The organism is Candidatus Poriferisocius sp., from assembly GCF_965219815.1.
GTDB lineage: Bacteria > Actinomycetota > Acidimicrobiia > Acidimicrobiales > Bin134 > Poriferisocius.
In genome coordinates this window covers 248,675-264,382 of record NZ_OZ244791.1, presented here as the reverse complement: position 1 = coordinate 264,382, position 15,708 = coordinate 248,675, and the positions used below count along the sequence as shown (strand labels likewise).

Sequence of the window (15,708 nt, the reverse complement as noted above, 5' to 3'; positions counted from 1 at the left end):
GCTGCTTCTATGGTGAAAGTCGCTTTCGCAGCTCCTCTTTGAGGACTTTGCCAGCGGGATTGCGGGGGAGGGTGTCGGTTATCTCGAGTTGCTCGGGGTGCTTTTGGCGCATGAGGCCGCCTTGGGAGAGATGCTCGGTTAGCTCGGGCAGGGTTGGTGGCGTTGAATCTGGGGTTGGCACGACAAAGGCACAGACCCGCTCGCCCCGGTCGGGGTCGGGGAGGCCGATCACGGCCACGTCGGCGATGCTTGGGTGGGTGTAGAGGGCGTCTTCCACCTCTTTGGCTGACACGTTCTCGCCTTTGCGGATGATGACATCTTTGGCTCGGCCGGTGATCTCCACGTAGCCCTCGGCGTCGATGATGCCCAGATCGCCGGTGATGAAGTAGCCGTTGTCGTCGAACGCTCGTGCATCCAGCGATTCGTCCACATAGCCGAGGTGCATGTGGAAGCCCTTGGCCCGCAGCTCGCCCTCGGTGCCGGGTAGAGCCTCGGAGCCGTCGGGCAGCACCGCCTTCAGTTCCACCCCGTATTTGGCGAATCCCTCGGTGCGGGCCTTGTGCTCATCGGAGGCTTGATGGCCGACCATGGCGATGTTGGCGAACTCGGTCAGCCCCCAGCCCGACAACACCGGCGCCCCAAATGTCTCCAGCATCTCGTAGTGCAAGTGCGGCGGCTTGGTCTGGCCGCCGCCCGCGAACCCCCTCACCTTGGGAAACAGGGGCTGGTCGGGTTGAGCCTGCTGGCGCTCTAAATACTTCAGATAGAACGGGGTGCCCGCCCCGGTGAACGTGATCTGCTGCTGGCTCAGGAAGTCGATTCCGGCGTCGTCGAACGCCTCCACCAGCACCAGGGCCATGCCGGTATAGAGGGCGGCGTACACAAACTGAATCCCTCCGATGTGGGTGAACGGGAACACCAGCCCACAACGGTCGTCGCCCTCCATCCCGAAGCGGTGGACCATGGCCCGTCCCGGCGCGCCCACCGTGAAGTCGCTGTGTTTGGCCCCCTTGGGGTCGGCCGTAGTGCCCGAGGTGTAGAACACCCACCCAAACCGATTGGCATCCGGCTGGGCTGGCGGCAGCGTGGCCGGATCGCCGGTGGGCAGCTCCTGATCGCGGTCACACACCAGCACCTCGGTGCGTGCATGGTCACGGGCCTGCTCGGCGTAGTGAAACCCCCGCCATGTGCCAGGACAGATCATCAGCGACGGCGAGAGTTGCTGGGAGATGAACCCCACCTCCCGCCCCCGGTATATGGGCAGCATCGGGTTCTGAACCGCCCCCAACCGGCTCAACGCCCCCACCAGCACCACCGATTCAACCCAAGTGGGCAACTGCCACGACACCAAGGCCCCGTTGTTCACTCCGATGTCGTGCAGCCCTGCGGCCACCGTTTCGACCTGCTCCCGATACCCCCCGAACGTCACCTCCCGCCCCAGCTCGTCCATCAAGAACAATCCGTCAGGCTCAGCCTCAGCCCGAGCCTCAATCAACGCCCACAGCGCATGCTCGTGGATCAACACTGATTTGCTGGCTATTGTCACCCGGCGTACTTGAGGTGGGAGGGGGTGAAGTCGTCGACGAACAGCATGATCTCCCCGGGTTCCAGCGGCTCGTCGTTCGGTTCGAGGTCCAGAGGCTGCACGCCTTCCAGCACTGCTCCGAGCTTGGCGGCACGCAGGGGCTCGGTAGGCGGTTCGAACGAGAAAAACCCCTCGTCATCTGTGATGGTCTCCAACGTCGAAGCTTCGCCATCAGTAGTCTGGACCGCCAGCCACACCACAACCTCAGCGGTGGGGGCCTTGCCGGTTACCCCGACAAGTCGCCCGTTCAGGGTTGGAGGCGTGGTGTAGTCCGACATCGCCCTTATTGTGGCATGGGTGCTTTGGTGGCCGAAAACAACGACTGGGGCGGTCAGTTGGACCACAGGCAGCTGATGGGACGCATGTGGAGCCGGTCATCCAGGGTTACGGCGTAGGGGCCGGTGTGAAGGAGGATTCCGCCTCGGAAGCTGTCGGGGGACACGGTGTCGAGCTGGTCTCGTAGCCATCGGAGATGCGCCATGTGCTTTGCAGTCGGAGAGCTGGTGGCCTTGATTTCCACTGCAACAACATCGTCGTTGTCGGCCTTGATTATGAGGTCGATTTCGCGGTCTTTGTGGTCGCGGTAGTGAGAGAGCGTGTAAGCCCGGACAGATGCCGAGAGCTGTCGAGCGATCTCGTTGACCGCAAAGGTTTCCAACAGTGGTCCAGTAGCGGGGTTGGTAGGAGAGGCGAGGGCATTGGCATCCGTTCCGAGCAGGCTTGCGGCCAGCCCGGAGTCGGTTATGTGGAATTTGGGTCGCCGGGCCGTGCTGGCGGTGAGACTCCGGGACCATGCGGGCAGTTCGTGGACGAGGAATACGGTTTGAAGCCATTCGAAGTAGTTGGTGATTGCCTGACGGCTAATTCCTAACTGCCGGGATGCGTCGGAGATGTTGACCGGGCTGCTGGTTAGCCCGGCGGTCCATCTCAGCAGTGGTGCCAGTGCCGACGACTTGCGAATATCGGTTAGCGCGGCGATGTCGCGTTGGATGACGGTCTCCACGTACCCCTGGAACCAGCGCCGCCGCTGGCCGGGATCGAGGTTGACCACTTCGGGATATCCGCCTCGACACACTCTCTCCAGATAGTCGGCTCGGTTGAGGCTGGAAGCAGGGGCTGGGTTCGGGCTGCTCTCGAACCAACGGCCGATCTCATCCGGTGACGAGTCGGCAATCTCGGCCTCGGAGAGTGGCCAAAGCCGGAAGATCTGAACCCGCCCGGCGAGGGATTCGCTGATTTGCGGAACGGTCAGGAAATTGGTGGATCCGGTGAGGATGAACCGTCCTGGTGTCGCCTCCTCATCGACCAGTTGCTTGATGGCATACACCAGCCTGTCGCCGCCGCGCTGGGCCTCATCCACTACCAGGGGGTAGCGCTGGTTGTTGAGGAATGTCGTCGGGTCGTCGAGTATGCCCTCCCGCAATTCCTCGTTGTCCATCGACAGGTAGGTGCCGCCGCGAGCTTCGGCGATCATCCGGGCAAGGGTGGTCTTGCCGCTTTGGCGAGCGCCATGGATCATGACCACGCGAGCCCATTCCAGCGTCTCTTCGATCAGGGGCTGGATCTGTCGTCGAACGAGGCCCATCGCCCGATCATAACATCAACATTACAAACTCTACCTAGGATATATTGCAAATCCCACCAAAGATAGATAACAGATTCCTCTCTCGCTAGTTCATAACTTCTTCTTGGTAATTTGCCCCACAGAAGTGCTCAGTAGAGGGATTCGCCGCAGGCTGCGCTGCTGGTATCGGTATTGCCGCTTAGGGCGTCTAGGACGGATTGGCGGTGGGTGGTTATTGCGGCGGAGAGGGCGGCGTTGTCGGCGGTGACGGTTACTAGGCGGAAGCCTTGGGCGACTCGGGTGGGGGTGAGGGTGGGGGTGGAGTGGATGCCGGGGACTACGCCGTGGGTCTGGCAGGCGGCCACGATGGCGGCCAGGGCGTCGTCGAACGTTGCCTCGCCGTCGTTGTTGCCGGGGGGGAGGCCCAGGCTGACCGACAGGTCGGCGGGGCCGACGTAGACGGCGTCGACCCCCGGGGTGGACACGATGTCGTCCAGGTTCTCCAGCGCGGCCACCGTCTCCACCATGGGGATGCACTTCACCGCCTGGTTGGACCCGGCGAAGTAGCCGGGGCCGTCGCGCAGCGCCACCCGGGTGGGGCCGAAGCTGCGTGATCCCTCGGGGGCGTAGCGGCACGAACGCACCGCGGCCTCGGCCTCTTCCCGGCTGTTCACCATGGGGATGATGACGCCCAAGGCCCCGGCGTCCAGCACCCGGCCGATGATGCCCTGCTCGTTCCACGGCACCCGCACCACCGGAGTGGCTGTGCCCAAGTCGATGGCGGCCAGCATGGGCAGCGCATCGGAGTAGTCGGCCAGGCCGTGCTGCATGTCTATGCACACATAGTCGAACCCGGCTCGGGACATGACCTCGCAGCTCACCGCCGTGGGCAGGCCCGCCCAGGCGCCCAGCGCGGGGCGACCCGAAGCAAAGGCCTCGGCCAGCGGATGGGAAGCGGATGCCGCGTCGCTCATGGCCGCAACCGTAACCCGCTCTGTGGCGGCTCGGTCAGTTCAGATTCGCCTGCCTAAGGGGTGGCGTCTCGCATCGGGCCGATGGGAACCAGCTGGCCCCTGGCGCCCAGATCAGGGTCTTGCTCCAAGAGTTGGAAGGAGTCGTTGCTGGAGAGCTTGTCGGCCCCCAACGATGCGTAGGGCTGGCCGGCAATCGAGAACTCTCCGATATTGGCGATGGCCTCGGCGAATGTCTCGTGGGTCAGGATGGGCCCGGCCGCGGTGGCCAGCAGCTCGAAGATCTGGAAGAACCGACAGTGGCCGGACAGGCTGGTAAACCAAAGCGGTTCGCCCTCTTCCAGGGTGTCGGGGTGCTTGATCTCGACTTCGGGATGCCTTGAAGTGACCGCCTCTAAGCACTCCTGGAACCGGGGATCGGTCTCGTATATCTGGGCTCCGGTCATGGCCCCCACGGTGATCACGCCCCTAGCCGACTCGGGTTGCACGTTGGCCCCGATGTTGCTGCCTAGCCCGGAGGCGTCGGTGGCCCAGATGTCCACCTCAAGGCCGTTGAGCGCGGCGTTCTCAATGCCGGCCGAGACGTTGCCAACCAGCAAGAGCGTGTCGGTTCCGGCGGCTCGGATGCGCTCGGACAGTGCAGCCCACTCTTGGTTTTGGGCGATGAGATCAGCTACTTGGGAGGAGGTGGCGATCTCGAGCACCGGCTCGATTCCATGTTCCCGCAGCAGGCCGGCCACTTCCTCGAGCTGCGCGGCCGCAGAAAGGTCGGCGACTATCGCGATCGATCTTCCCTGGAGCATTCCCTCTGCCTCGAGCAAGGTGAACAGGGCGCCGGTACTGACATCGCGCGTCACCCGCTCGTTGACCCAAGGCGCCCGAGCCTCGGCTAGGCGCTCTGGGGTGATGGTTCCCCCAACCAGGATCGTCTCTTGGGTGCCGACGATGCAGGTGTTGGCCACTTCGGCCGGGCCGAGGAACCCGAACAAGATTGCGAACACCTCGTTGTCCTCGGTCAGCCGCAGGCAGGCCGCCTCGGCCTCGGTGGCGCCGATGGGGCTGTACTTGTCCATGAGGACTTCGACTCGGCGTCCGTTGATGCCGCCCCGCTCGTTGATGTCATCGGTCAGAGCCTGGATCACCAGCTCTTGGTCGCCCCAGGTGGCCGGGGAGAAGCCGAGTTCGACCAGTTGGTCGATGTCCAGATAGGTGACGCCGATGGTGATGGTGTCGGCGGTGACCCCTCGCCACGTGGCGGTCAGCTCGATCTCCGGCTCCGGCTCCTCGGTGGGGGCGGGCTGGAACTCGGGCTCTTCCTCCGGAGTCTCTTCGGGGGCCTCGGGCTCCGGCTCCGGCTCAGCAGGGGCGGCCTCTTCGGGAGCCTCTGGCTCCGGCTCGGGAGCGTCCGGGGCCTCAGTGGCCGGGGCCGGAGCTGGTGCGTCGGCATCACCTTCGTCATCGTTGCCGCCGCAGGCCGCGGCGACCATGGCCAGGGCCATGAGCATCGCGATCAGCCAGCGCATCTTCTTGGTCAACATCGAATTTCCCCTCAATTCTGGGTGAACGCTCGGCACCGCAGCAGCCCAATGGCCGCTGTCTTGGCTCAGGGGATCATATTCGATCAGGAATGACCGGTCTCCCTGAGCGGGTAACCGGATATTGCCGGTTGGGATCATCGCAAGGTACTCGTCCGGCGGTAGGCCCGGCTGCCGGGTCGCCGGTGAGCAGCTCAGCTCCGGCGGGGGCGTATTGGAGGATGTAGGACTTGCGGACCCCGTCGGTGGTGTTGGGGCCGGTGAGGTGCGGGGTGAGCGACGAGAACACCACGGCACCCCCGGCCGGAACTGGAGCGGCCACCGGGTTCTCGCACTGCTCGAAGCACTCGAAGCCCAGGGGATCGACGTAGGTGTGGGCCAGTGTCCCGTGGAGGTGGACGCCGGGTGCCACCCAGGGGCAGCCGTTGTCGATGGTGGCGTCGTTGAGGGCCAGCCATACCGTGAGGTACTGCTGGGGCTCGACGAAGGTGTAGCCGTTGTCCTGGTGCCAGGGGAATCGGCGGGGCTTCTCGGGCTTCTTGTACACCGCCTGATCCCAGTACAGGTGTACGTCGGGGCCGATGAGGTCGAGGCACACCGCGCCGATGCGGGGATCGGCGGCCACTTGGCGCAGGGTGTTGGAGCGGGCCACCAAATGGGGGGTGAAGGTGATGGCCCCGGCCTCGGCGATCATCAGACGCTCGCCCTCGATGGAGCGCAGCCCGGCCTCGGTCTCGGCCTCGATGGCGTCGATCTCCTGGGTGATGGCGGCGATGGTGTCGGCGTCGAGCAGGTTGTCCATCACGAAGAACCCCTGGCGGTTGAACGCCTCGGTCTGCTCGGAGGTGAGCGCCGCTGGCGTAGTGGTGGCCGGCTGCCAGGCAAAATCCTGGTTCCAGGGGTGGGGAGTGTAGGGGCTGCTCATTGCGTAGCTAGGAGTGGCCATGAGCGGCAGCCTACGCGGCTGATTCTGGTGTGTGCCCTGCGGGGCTAGTCCACCAACTGGCCATCGCGCAGCAGGGGGTCGAAGCGGTGCATGGGGTTTTTGAAGCCGTCGAACTGCTCGAAGCCGAGGTCTTCGGTGCCGGCTGCGCAGCAGTGGTACACCATGGCGGCGCGGATTCCGTCGGAGACGTTGTCGGTGGAGCAGTGCATAAGGTGGCTGTCGAACACCAGCAGGTCGCCGGGCTGCATTGTGACCGCCTGGCGGTCTTCCATGTCGTGGTCGACGATCTCCACGTAGCCCAAGTTGGCGTTGGGCCGCCGGTCGGGGACGTGCTCGTGGACCGGTTCGGCGTGGCTGCCGGGCAGGATATGCAGGCAGCCGTTCTCCAGGGTGGCCTCGGTCACCGCCAGCCACAGCCCCACGATGGGCCGGGGCGGTTCGAACGGAAAGTAGTAGCTGTCCTGGTGCCACGGCTGGCCCCACGCACCGGGGTTCTTGAAGATGAACTGCGACAAGAAGCAGTCCACATCGGGGCCGATCAAATCGCTCAGTATCCCGGCGATCCGCTCGTCGTGAAGGAACGATAAGAACGCCGGCCGGTCGTGAAGGGTGAACACCTTCGACACGGTGTCCTCTGGGCGGTCGCCGCTCAGGTTTCCCTGGGACTCGGGGGCGATAAACATCCCCTCTGGGGTGATACCCGACTCGTCCACCTCGCGCACCACGCCGATTACGTCATCGAGCATCTGGTGGCCCACTTCGGGCGGGGAGAAACCGTCCAAAATGAAGAAACCCTCAGTGTGATAGCTGTCGAGGGCCGCCGAGGGCATTTTGGACGTCATCGCCATGAGTGGAGCTGATGGGACTCGAACCCACGACCCCCTGCTTGCAAAGCAGGTGCTCTAGCCAGCTGAGCTACAGCCCCGGACTGTTCAATGGTACCGGGCGCCTTGCGGGGCAAACGATCCAATACCCCGCTCAATGTGACCGGCTGGCGCTGTCGTGGTGGAATTGCCCCGGTGCGTTTCGATCTGAGCGACGATCAGGAGTTCTTCCGGGAAACCGCACGACGATTTATCGAGGCCGAGGTTCCGATCAGCGTGGTGCGAGAGTGGCACGACCACCCCGACGGCTACCCGCAGAGCTGGTGGCAGGCTGCGGCTGAGTTGGGCTGGACGTCGCTGATGGTGCCCGAGTCGCTGGGCGGCGGCAGCATCTCTGGCCGCCCGATCGTGGACCTCACGATTGTGGCCGACGAGATGGGCCGGGGGGTCACACCCGGGCCGCTCATGCCCACCAACGTGGTAGCCGACACCCTGGGCCGGTCGGGATCGCCTAACCAGCAGGCGCTGCTCGAGGGGGTTGTGGCCGGCGAGGTGGTGCTGGGGTGGGCGTTCTGCGAGCCCGGCGGCGACTGGACTGCCGACAGTGTCTCCGCCGCGGCCGTCCCGTCGAATGGCGGCTACGCGCTCACCGGCACCAAGGTGGCGGTGGAGGCTGCCGCGCAGGCCCACCATCTGCTGGTCACCGCCCGCACCCAAGACGGATTGGTCCAGTTCTTGGTGCCAGCCGATGCTCCGGGGCTGACCATCACCCCCCAGGAGTCGCTGGACTTGGGCCGCCGATTCGCCGAGGTGCGCCTCGTCGGAGTGCCTGTCGACCCCGAAGCCATGGTGGGGACACCGGGCACCGCCACCGAGGCCGACGTGGAGCGCCAGCGCCAGGTGATGGTGGTGCTCCAGTGCGCCGACAACGCCGGGTCGGCGGCCAAGGTGCTGGAGTTCACCGTTCAGTACGCCTTCGACCGCTATTCCTTCGGGCGGCCTCTGGCGTCGTACCAGGCGCTCAAGCACCGCTTTGCCGACATGAAGCTGTGGTCGGAGGCCTCCCAGGCCGCGGTGGACGGGGCGGCCGACGCGCTGGCCGACGGCGAGGACGAGGCTCGCATGGTGAGCGTGGCCAAGGCGTATGTGGGCGACCACTCGGTGGAGCTCATGCACGACTGCGTGCAGATGCACGGCGGCATCGGGGTCACCTACGAGCACGACCTGCACTTGTATCTGCGGCGGGCCACCGTCAACCGGGGGTTGTTCGGTACGCCGGGCGACCACCGGGCATGCCTGTCGAAGATGATGGGGTACTAGGGGGAGCGATGGACGACTTCGTGTATGCCGAAACCGATCCCGCCGAGTTGGCCCGATACCGGGAGGAGGTGCAGGCGTGGATGAACGAGAACATGCCCCGGCGCGATCCCGTCAATCCCTGGCACCCCACTCAAGACGATGACTTGAAGAGCAGCCGCAACCGCGAGCTCCAACGGCGGCTGTACGACGGGGGGTACGCCGCGGTGTGCTACCCGAAGGAGTACGGTGGCCAGAGCCTGACCGCGGCCCACCAGAAGATCATCGACGACGTGAGCATGGACTTCGACATGCCCATCTTGTTCAGCGTGCCCACCCTGTCGATCTGCGGGCCGGTGATCTTGGAGTTTGGCACCGAGGAGCAGAAGCAGCGCTACATCCCGGCGTGGATCCGAGGCGACGAGCTGTGGGTGCAGTTCATTTCCGAGCCCAGCGGGGGCTCCGACATGGCGGGCGCTTTGACCCGGGCCGACCGGGACGGCGAGGAGTTCATCATCAACGGGTCCAAGATCTGGAGCACGTTCGCCCAGCGCTCCGACTACGCCCTCATGCTGGCCCGCACCAACTGGGAGGTGCCCAAGCACCGGGGGCTGACCATGTTCATCGTCCCCATCCACCATCCCGGCATCGAGATCCATCCCATTCAGATGGTGGACCGCTCCGAGGAGTTCTGCCAGGAGTTCTTCAACGACGTGGTCATCCCCGCCGAGAACGTGGTCGGCGAGGTGGACGACGGGTGGACGGTGGCCAGCCGCCTGCTGTTCCACGAGCGGGCCGCGGTGGGCAACGCCTCCCCCTATACCCAGGGCCGGCACCGGAACCGCACCGCCGACGGGGTGGAGGACTTGGCCGCCATCGCCCGAGACCACGGCGGCACCGACATCGGTCGCCACCGTCAGCGGCTGGGCCACATGGAGACGCTCAGCCGAGTGGAGGAACTTCTGTCGGCCCGGGTGGTGAAGGGCATCGAGGGCGGCTTCCTGCCCGCCCCGGCCGGATCGCTGGTGCGCCTGTTTCATGGCTTGTCCCGGACTGAGCGGCAGACGGTGGCCATGGAGATGCAGGGCGACCGCGCCCTGGTGTGGAATCAGGGTGAGAACACCGGCGCCTTCGGTCTGGAGTATGTGCAGCGCCAGCAATCCTGCATCGGCGGCGGCACCACCGAGATGGCCCGCAACATCATCAGCGAGCGCATCCTCGGCATGCCCCGCGAACCCGCCGCCGATCGCGACCTCCCCTTCAACCAAGTCCCCCGCAGCGGCTAAGCCGCTAATGAGCCTGAGGCGCTACGACGCCAGGGGGCGGCCGAAGGGGAGGGCTTCCTGCCAGGTGGCCAGGAAGGACTCGGCCCGGTAGGCGGCGGCGAGGAATAGGCCGTCGGGGTGGTCGGCGATCTCCTCTAGGGACGCGGTGATCTTGGCCGCGGCGTCTGCGGCGATGGCCTCGGGGGTGAGGTCGCCGGAGGGCCACCAGGCGAACAGGGATCCCGCGGTGGAGATGAAGTCGGGGATCACGGTGGTGCCGGCTCGGCTGAGAATGGCCAGGGCTCGAGCGGTGACCGGGATGGGGGCGTAGGGGACCAGGGTGCCCACTTGGAGCTGTTCAGCCATGGTGTGATTGATGGCCCCCATCTTGGAGCCGGCGAACAGCACGTCGGCTTGGCCGTTCATTTCCACCATCGTGGCACCCCGATCCTCAACGGCAGCTTTCAGGGCGTCACAGATCGGTCCCGAGCCCTCGATTGCTGCGGTGCGGCCGTCCAAGCCGCCGCTGGCTTGGGCGGCGGCGGCCACTACTCCGGCGACGGCCGCCTGGTCGGCCACATCGCCCACCGCGGCGCGGGGATCGGCATCGGCCACTGACTCCAGCGCCGCCCTCGGCACCCGGGTGCCGGGTTCCGGCAGGAATCGGCCCGAACCAACCATGGGGGCGATCTCGGCGGTGAACTTGGCCACCGCGTCGGCCCGATCGTCGTCCACTGCGTTGATCCCCGCAGAGGCCCCGCTGCGACGCATCTCGAAGGTGGCGAAGGCGTAGGTGAGCGACCGGGCCAGGTCGCTGGCCCCGCCGGGCAGGATCTTGCGGGCCGACCGGACGATGCCCACCGACTCGGGCGCGTCGGCCAGATCGAAGACGATGAAGGCGTCGACAGTTTCGAGTTTCTCAGTGGGCATTACTCGGACGACTCGCCCTCTTCGCTGTCCATTCCGGCCACGATCTCCTTCACCCGCACCTCGGCGTCGTTTATCCGCCCCCGGCACACCCGGATGAGCTCGGCGGCCCGCTCGACCTTCACCGCCAGCACGTCGATGTCGATGTCCTCGGCCTCCAGCTCGCTGAGGATCTGTTGGAGCTCGCTCAGGGCGTCGGCGTAGCCGATTTCTTGTGTGCTCATCTTCTGGTTCTCCTCATTGCTTCTCAGACACGGTGCTGTGCAGCTCGCCCTCGGCCACGGTGGTTACCAGCTCATCACCGGCGGCCAGCACCGCCGGGTCGCGCACAACTTTGCCGCTATGGCGGGTTATCGACCAACCACGGGCCAAGATTTTCCGAGGATCGAGCAAGCGCACCCGGCCTTCCAGGTTGGCCAGCTCCTTGGCTGCGGCTCTCGGCCCCCGCTGGGCTTGGGCAGCCACCCCCGACTTCTTCTGCTCCAACGTGCGCCGGCCTTCGACAATGGCCGCAGTGGCCCGGTGGCGCATGGTCCCCGCACAGTCGTCCACTTTGCGGGTCTCGCTTCGGGTCCGAGTCTCGGCCAGCGCTCGGACCCGCCCCGCCCGGCCTTCCAACCGGCTGCTGGCGCGATGCAGATGGCCCTCGGCGGCCCGGGCAGTGGTCTGGCTCACCGTCATCAGTCGCCGGTCGGCGTCATCGGCAAGCCGCTGGGCCCACTCGGCAATTGCCTCCCAGGCCAGCTCAGTTGCCTCCAAATGGGCCCGAGCGGCACCGACGATGAACACCGCAGCCGCCGTAGGTGTTTTCTGGGCCTCGTGGGCCACCTCGTCAATGATGGTTCGGTCGATTTCATGGCCCACCCCGGTTACCACCGGCACGGGGGCATCGGCGACGGCTCGGGCCACCACCTCGCTGTCGAAGGCCACCAGATCGGTGCGGGCTCCGCCGCCTCTCACCACCGCGATCACATCCACCCCGGTTCGGCCCACCGCGGCGATGGCCGCGGCGATGAGCGGGGGAGCGTCCACTCCCTGCACCGGGGTGTCGGCCAGCACCACCTGCCAGGCCAACCCGCTGTTCTCCAGCTCATTGTGGAAGTCGTGGTGGGCGGCGCTCCCCTGGGAGGTGACCAGCCCGATGCGCAGCGGGGCGATCGGGAAGGGGACGGCCTGGTTCTTGGCCAACAGGCCCTCGACGCTCAGCTTCTCCAACAACCGCAGCCGCTCGGCCTCCAGCTCGCCCAGCGTGAAGTTGGGGTCGATGCCCGACATGTACAGCTGGAGCCGGCCCCCCGGGGGCCAGAAGTCCAGCTTGCCCTGGATGCGGACCTTCATCCCGTCTTCCATGGCCATGCCGCCCTGGCGGCGCAGCGTGTCCTCCACCCGCTCGCGGTTGAATCGGAACAGCGCCACCGAAATTGACGCCTCGGGTTGTTTGCCCGCGCCGTTGTTCGGGTCGGGCTCGACCAAGTCGAAGTACATGTGCCCGCTACGGGCCCGGCTCAGATTGCGGATCTCGCCCTCCACCCACAGCTCGTCGCCGAAGGCGTCGCCCAGCACCTGCTTGATCCGCTCGGCCAATTCGGCGACGGTGAACGTGGCCGGTCCGGCGACGGCGCCCGGCTCAGCCGAGTCGAACAGGCTCATAACGCGCTCCCCGCGGGAGACCGCTGCTCGTTGCGCACCAAGGTGCGATACAGCTCGGCATACAGACCGTCGGCGGTCAGCAGATCATCGTGGCGCCCCGACTCCACCAGCTCTCCCCGGTCGAGCACCAGGATCAAATCGGCGTTGGTGACGGTGGACAGCCGATGGGCGATCACCACCGCGGTCCGCCCCTCCAGCGCGATGCCCAAGGCCTGCTGCACCAGCGCCTCGTTCTCGCTGTCGAGGTGGCTGGTGGCCTCGTCCAGCACCACGATGGCCGGATCCTTGAGCAGCACCCGGGCAATGGCCAGCCGCTGCTTCTCGCCCCCCGACAGCCGGTAGCCCCGCTCGCCCACCACGGTGTTGTAGCCCTCGGGCAGCGAGGCAATGAGATCGTGGATGTGGGCCGAGCGGCAGGCTGATTCCATCTCCGCCGCGGTGGCGTCGGGCCGCACGTAGCGCAGGTTGTCGGCCACCGTCTCGTGGAACAGATGGGGATCTTGGGGGACCACTCCGATTGAAGCCCGCAGCGATTCCTGGGCCACATCCCGTACGTCGGTGCCGTCGATAAGAACCGCGCCGTGATCCACGTCGTACAGCCGGGTCAACAGGGCGGCCAGGGTGGTCTTGCCCGCCCCCGATGGCCCCACCAGCGCCACCAATTGCCCCGGCTCGATCACCGTTGACACATGCCGCAGCACCGGTTGGCCGGTGGCCTCCGGTGCGGCGGCGTCGGCTTGCAGCGAGGCCAGCCGGTCGTCGCTGGGCGGATAGGTGAAGGTCACATCGGCCAGTTCGATTCGTCCCTTGGGCTGTTTCAGTGTGACCGCGTCGGGCCGGTCGGCGATGGGGTTGGGCGTGTCCAGCACCTCGAACACCCGCTCGAACGACACCAGCGCGGTCATCACGTCCACCCGGGCGTTGGTCAGGCTGGTGAGCGGGGTATAGATCCGCACCACCATCAGCCCCATGGCGGCCAGGGTTCCCACGGTGATCGCCCCGGAGATCACTAGTTGGCCGCCCACCCAGTACAACATGGCGGCACCCACCGCTCCCACCAGGCCCAAGGCGATGAAGAACGTCCGCCCGTACATGGCGCTGCGCACCCCGATGTCGCGCACTCGCCCGGCGGTGGCGCCGAAGCCGTCGCGCTCTTGGTTGTGGCGTCCGAACAGCTTCACCAACAGCGCTCCCGACACGTTGAGCTTCTCGGTCATCACCGTGTTCATGGAAGCGTTGTGCTCCATCGACTCCCGGGTGAGGGCCTGGAGCTTCCGACCCACCCGCTTGGTGGGCAGGATGAACACCGGCAGCAGAGCCAGCGCCATCAGCGTGAGCCGCCACTCCAAAAGGAACATGGCCACCAGCGTGGTGGCCAGCACGATGGTGTTGGACACCACCGACCCCAGCGTGCCGGTGAACGCCCGCTGGGCGCCGATCACGTCGTTGTTCATCCGGCTGATGAGCGATCCGGTCTGTACCCGGGTGAAGAACGCCATCGGCATCCGCTGCACATGGTCGTACAGGCCCACCCGCAAGTCGTAGATGAGCCCCTCGCCGATGCGGGCCGACCAGTAGCGCTCGATAAACGACAGCGCCGCCTCCCCGAAGGCGGCCAGCACGATGATGCCGGCCAGCAGGTGTACCTGGCCTCGGTCACTGTTGGCGATGGCGTCGTCGATGATCGAGCGGAACAGCAGCGGCGGCACCAGCGATAGCAGCGCTCCCAGCAACAGCACCACCACGAAGCCGATGAGCATGCCCCGGTAGGGACGCGCGAAACCGGCTACCCGGCGGATCGTCTGCCCGGCTATCTGCTTGCCCTTGACCCCGGTTGGATCGTGGCCGATGGCGCCGTGGGCGCCGCCCATCGCATGCACTTCCTGCACGATACGCCCCAGGTGTGACAGTCGGCTGTTTGTAGGGGGTTCGGCGGGAAATAGTGTGGCGGTGTGAGAGTTCGGACCCGCAAGAGGGCACAGAGGGCAGTGGCATTGGTGGTGGCGATCGCCATCGTGCTGGCCCTGCTTCTCTCCCTGCTGGTGGTGTTCAGCGACACCGCCGCCGCCCATGCGGAGATGCGCCGGTCGGCCCCGGACCCCGGTCAAACAGTGGGTGGAATGGTCGACCGGGTGGAGATGGAGTTCCGAGAGCCGATCCGACCCCACCAGTCAAACGGCGTGGCGCTGCAATACCCCGACGGCACCCGTGCTCTGACGAGGATTGAGGTGAACGGCCACTTGGTGCGGGGGCACTTCGACCCGCTCACCGAGCCCGGCACATACAAGGTGATATGGGAGTTACTGGACGACTCCGATGGGGATTGGGCCACCGAGGAATTCGAGTTCACCTACGACCCGGCCGCAGCCCCGCCGGAGTGGCTTCCCGAGTCCGCCGCCGAAGGGTCGGGGGGCGGAGGCGGCATCAGCGGCAGCACCATTGCGCTGATTGTGGTCATCCCCGTGGCCGTGGTCCTCGCCTCCTGGGTCTTCTGGCCCCGCAAGCGCGGCAAGCCCGGCAACCGCAAAAAGCGCCGCTAGCTCAGCGGAGTTCGGCGAAAAAGTCTTTGAGCAGGGCGGCGGACTCGTCTCGGCCGATGCCGGCCACCACCTCGAAATTGTGGTTGAGCCTAGGATCGGCGCCCAGGTTGTAGAGGGTGCCGCACGCCCCGGCCTTGGGGTCCTCGGCGGCGAACACCACCCGGGCCACCCGGGCCATCACCGCCGCTCCGGCACACATTGGACAGGGCTCCAAAGTGGTGACCAGCACCGCTCCGTCGAGCCGGGAGGAGCCCCGCGCTGCGCCCGCATCCCGCAGGGCCAAGATCTCGGCATGGGCGGTGGGGTCATTGGTGCTTAACCGCTCATTGTGGCGGGCGGCCACTACCTCCCCGTCGATGGCCACCACTGCGCCGATGGGCACCTCGCCCTGCTCAGCCGCCCGTCGGGCCTGGGCCAAGGCCAGCTCCATGAGCGTGCGGTCATCGGTCACAGGGTCAGGATATGGGCTGGGAGGCCGCGGCCACCGCTCACTATCCTGAAGAGCGGAAGGTTGCCAGAGCGGACGAATGGGGCGGCCTCGAAAGCCGTTGTGGCCTCCGGGTCACCATGGGTTCGAATCCCATACCTTCCGCCATTCTCAGACC

General features: G+C 66.1%; 15 protein-coding genes and 2 tRNA genes. 4 read left to right on the top strand and 13 right to left on the bottom strand.

The window, feature by feature from the left end:
- Positions 1-7: 7 nt before the first annotated feature.
- The 8 genes from ACOQPI_RS01250 to ACOQPI_RS01215 all read right to left on the bottom strand — a co-directional run bounded on the left by ACOQPI_RS01250 (position 8) and on the right by ACOQPI_RS01215 (position 7,526).
- Positions 8-1,525, bottom strand: a complete 1,518-nt coding sequence (locus ACOQPI_RS01250) for a class I adenylate-forming enzyme family protein (RefSeq protein ID WP_420617912.1) — start codon at positions 1,523-1,525, stop codon at positions 8-10.
- A 17-nt stretch (positions 1,526-1,542) separates the two neighbouring features.
- Positions 1,543-1,863: a hypothetical protein gene (locus ACOQPI_RS01245; RefSeq protein WP_420617911.1), complete on the bottom strand. Its 321-nt coding sequence runs from the start codon at positions 1,861-1,863 to the stop codon at positions 1,543-1,545.
- Between the two features lie 53 nt (positions 1,864-1,916).
- Entirely contained in the window at positions 1,917-3,170 is a 1,254-nt protein-coding gene (locus ACOQPI_RS01240) for an ATP-binding protein (RefSeq protein WP_420617910.1), read from the bottom strand.
- A 128-nt stretch (positions 3,171-3,298) separates the two neighbouring features.
- Entirely contained in the window at positions 3,299-4,123 is an 825-nt protein-coding gene (locus ACOQPI_RS01235; RefSeq protein WP_420617909.1) for an HpcH/HpaI aldolase family protein, read from the bottom strand.
- A 53-nt stretch (positions 4,124-4,176) separates the two neighbouring features.
- On the bottom strand, positions 4,177-5,658 hold the full coding sequence (locus ACOQPI_RS01230; RefSeq protein WP_420617908.1) for a hypothetical protein: 1,482 nt from the start codon (positions 5,656-5,658) through the stop codon (positions 4,177-4,179).
- 73 nt (positions 5,659-5,731) lie between these two features.
- Positions 5,732-6,580 (bottom strand): phytanoyl-CoA dioxygenase family protein, encoded by an 849-nt coding sequence (locus ACOQPI_RS01225; protein ID WP_420617907.1) that lies wholly within the window; start codon positions 6,578-6,580, stop codon positions 5,732-5,734.
- A 65-nt stretch (positions 6,581-6,645) separates the two neighbouring features.
- Positions 6,646-7,443 carry a phytanoyl-CoA dioxygenase family protein gene (locus ACOQPI_RS01220; RefSeq protein ID WP_420617906.1) on the bottom strand — a complete coding sequence of 266 codons (798 nt, stop codon included), beginning with the start codon at positions 7,441-7,443 and terminating at the stop codon, positions 6,646-6,648.
- 9 nt (positions 7,444-7,452) lie between these two features.
- Positions 7,453-7,526, bottom strand: a tRNA-Ala gene (locus ACOQPI_RS01215).
- 94 nt (positions 7,527-7,620) lie between these two features.
- Between ACOQPI_RS01215 and ACOQPI_RS01210 the strand changes: the two genes are divergently transcribed.
- The gene (locus ACOQPI_RS01210; protein ID WP_420617905.1) at positions 7,621-8,745 is read left to right on the top strand and encodes an acyl-CoA dehydrogenase family protein; all 1,125 of its coding nucleotides are present in this window, start codon (positions 7,621-7,623) and stop codon (positions 8,743-8,745) included.
- Positions 8,746-8,753: 8 nt separating this feature from the next.
- Positions 8,754-10,007 carry an acyl-CoA dehydrogenase family protein gene (locus tag ACOQPI_RS01205; protein WP_420617904.1) on the top strand — a complete coding sequence of 418 codons (1,254 nt, stop codon included), beginning with the start codon at positions 8,754-8,756 and terminating at the stop codon, positions 10,005-10,007.
- A gap of 21 nt (positions 10,008-10,028) precedes the next feature.
- On the opposite strand, the gene ACOQPI_RS01200 is transcribed toward ACOQPI_RS01205, so the two are convergent.
- The 4 genes from ACOQPI_RS01200 to ACOQPI_RS01185 are packed head-to-tail and all read right to left on the bottom strand — an operon-like array spanning position 10,029 to position 14,452.
- Complete coding sequence (locus ACOQPI_RS01200; protein ID WP_420617903.1) at positions 10,029-10,916, bottom strand: hypothetical protein; 888 nt, start codon at positions 10,914-10,916, stop codon at positions 10,029-10,031.
- Positions 10,916-11,137, bottom strand: a complete 222-nt coding sequence (gene xseB / locus ACOQPI_RS01195; RefSeq protein WP_420617902.1) for an exodeoxyribonuclease VII small subunit — start codon at positions 11,135-11,137, stop codon at positions 10,916-10,918. Before xseB ends, ACOQPI_RS01200 begins: the two co-directional genes overlap by 1 nt.
- Before the next feature lie 13 nt (positions 11,138-11,150).
- Entirely contained in the window at positions 11,151-12,563 is a 1,413-nt protein-coding gene (xseA, locus tag ACOQPI_RS01190; protein WP_420617901.1) for an exodeoxyribonuclease VII large subunit, read from the bottom strand.
- Positions 12,560-14,452, bottom strand: a complete 1,893-nt coding sequence (locus ACOQPI_RS01185) for an ABC transporter ATP-binding protein (protein WP_420617900.1) — start codon at positions 14,450-14,452, stop codon at positions 12,560-12,562. Before ACOQPI_RS01185 ends, xseA begins: the two co-directional genes overlap by 4 nt.
- 63 nt (positions 14,453-14,515) lie before the next feature.
- On the opposite strand from ACOQPI_RS01185, the gene ACOQPI_RS01180 reads away from it, so the two are divergent.
- The gene (locus tag ACOQPI_RS01180) at positions 14,516-15,103 is read left to right on the top strand and encodes a copper resistance CopC family protein (protein ID WP_420617899.1); all 588 of its coding nucleotides are present in this window, start codon (positions 14,516-14,518) and stop codon (positions 15,101-15,103) included.
- Between the two features lies 1 nt (position 15,104).
- Here ACOQPI_RS01180 and ACOQPI_RS01175 read toward each other — a convergent pair whose 3' ends face one another.
- Complete coding sequence (locus ACOQPI_RS01175) at positions 15,105-15,554, bottom strand: nucleoside deaminase (RefSeq protein ID WP_420617898.1); 450 nt, start codon at positions 15,552-15,554, stop codon at positions 15,105-15,107.
- 54 nt (positions 15,555-15,608) lie between these two features.
- Here ACOQPI_RS01175 and ACOQPI_RS01170 point away from each other — a divergent pair.
- Positions 15,609-15,698 (top strand) — tRNA-Ser (locus ACOQPI_RS01170).
- Positions 15,699-15,708: the final 10 nt, after the last annotated feature.

Excerpts from the sequence above, each read along its gene's own strand:
- ACOQPI_RS01225 (WP_420617907.1), bottom strand. The coding sequence starts at position 6,580 with ATGAGCAGCCCCTACACTCCCCACCCCTGGAACCAGGATTTTGCCTGG.
- ACOQPI_RS01235 (WP_420617909.1), bottom strand. The coding sequence starts at position 4,123 with ATGAGCGACGCGGCATCCGCTTCCCATCCGCTGGCCGAGGCCTTTGCT.
- ACOQPI_RS01220 (WP_420617906.1), bottom strand. The coding sequence starts at position 7,443 with ATGACGTCCAAAATGCCCTCGGCGGCCCTCGACAGCTATCACACTGAG.
- xseB (WP_420617902.1), bottom strand. The coding sequence starts at position 11,137 with ATGAGCACACAAGAAATCGGCTACGCCGACGCCCTGAGCGAGCTCCAA.
- ACOQPI_RS01230 (WP_420617908.1), bottom strand. The coding sequence starts at position 5,658 with ATGTTGACCAAGAAGATGCGCTGGCTGATCGCGATGCTCATGGCCCTG.
- ACOQPI_RS01205 (WP_420617904.1), top strand. The coding sequence starts at position 8,754 with ATGGACGACTTCGTGTATGCCGAAACCGATCCCGCCGAGTTGGCCCGA.
- ACOQPI_RS01240 (WP_420617910.1), bottom strand. The coding sequence starts at position 3,170 with ATGGGCCTCGTTCGACGACAGATCCAGCCCCTGATCGAAGAGACGCTG.
- xseA (WP_420617901.1), bottom strand. The coding sequence starts at position 12,563 with ATGAGCCTGTTCGACTCGGCTGAGCCGGGCGCCGTCGCCGGACCGGCC.
- ACOQPI_RS01245 (WP_420617911.1), bottom strand. The coding sequence starts at position 1,863 with ATGTCGGACTACACCACGCCTCCAACCCTGAACGGGCGACTTGTCGGG.
- ACOQPI_RS01200 (WP_420617903.1), bottom strand. The coding sequence starts at position 10,916 with ATGCCCACTGAGAAACTCGAAACTGTCGACGCCTTCATCGTCTTCGAT.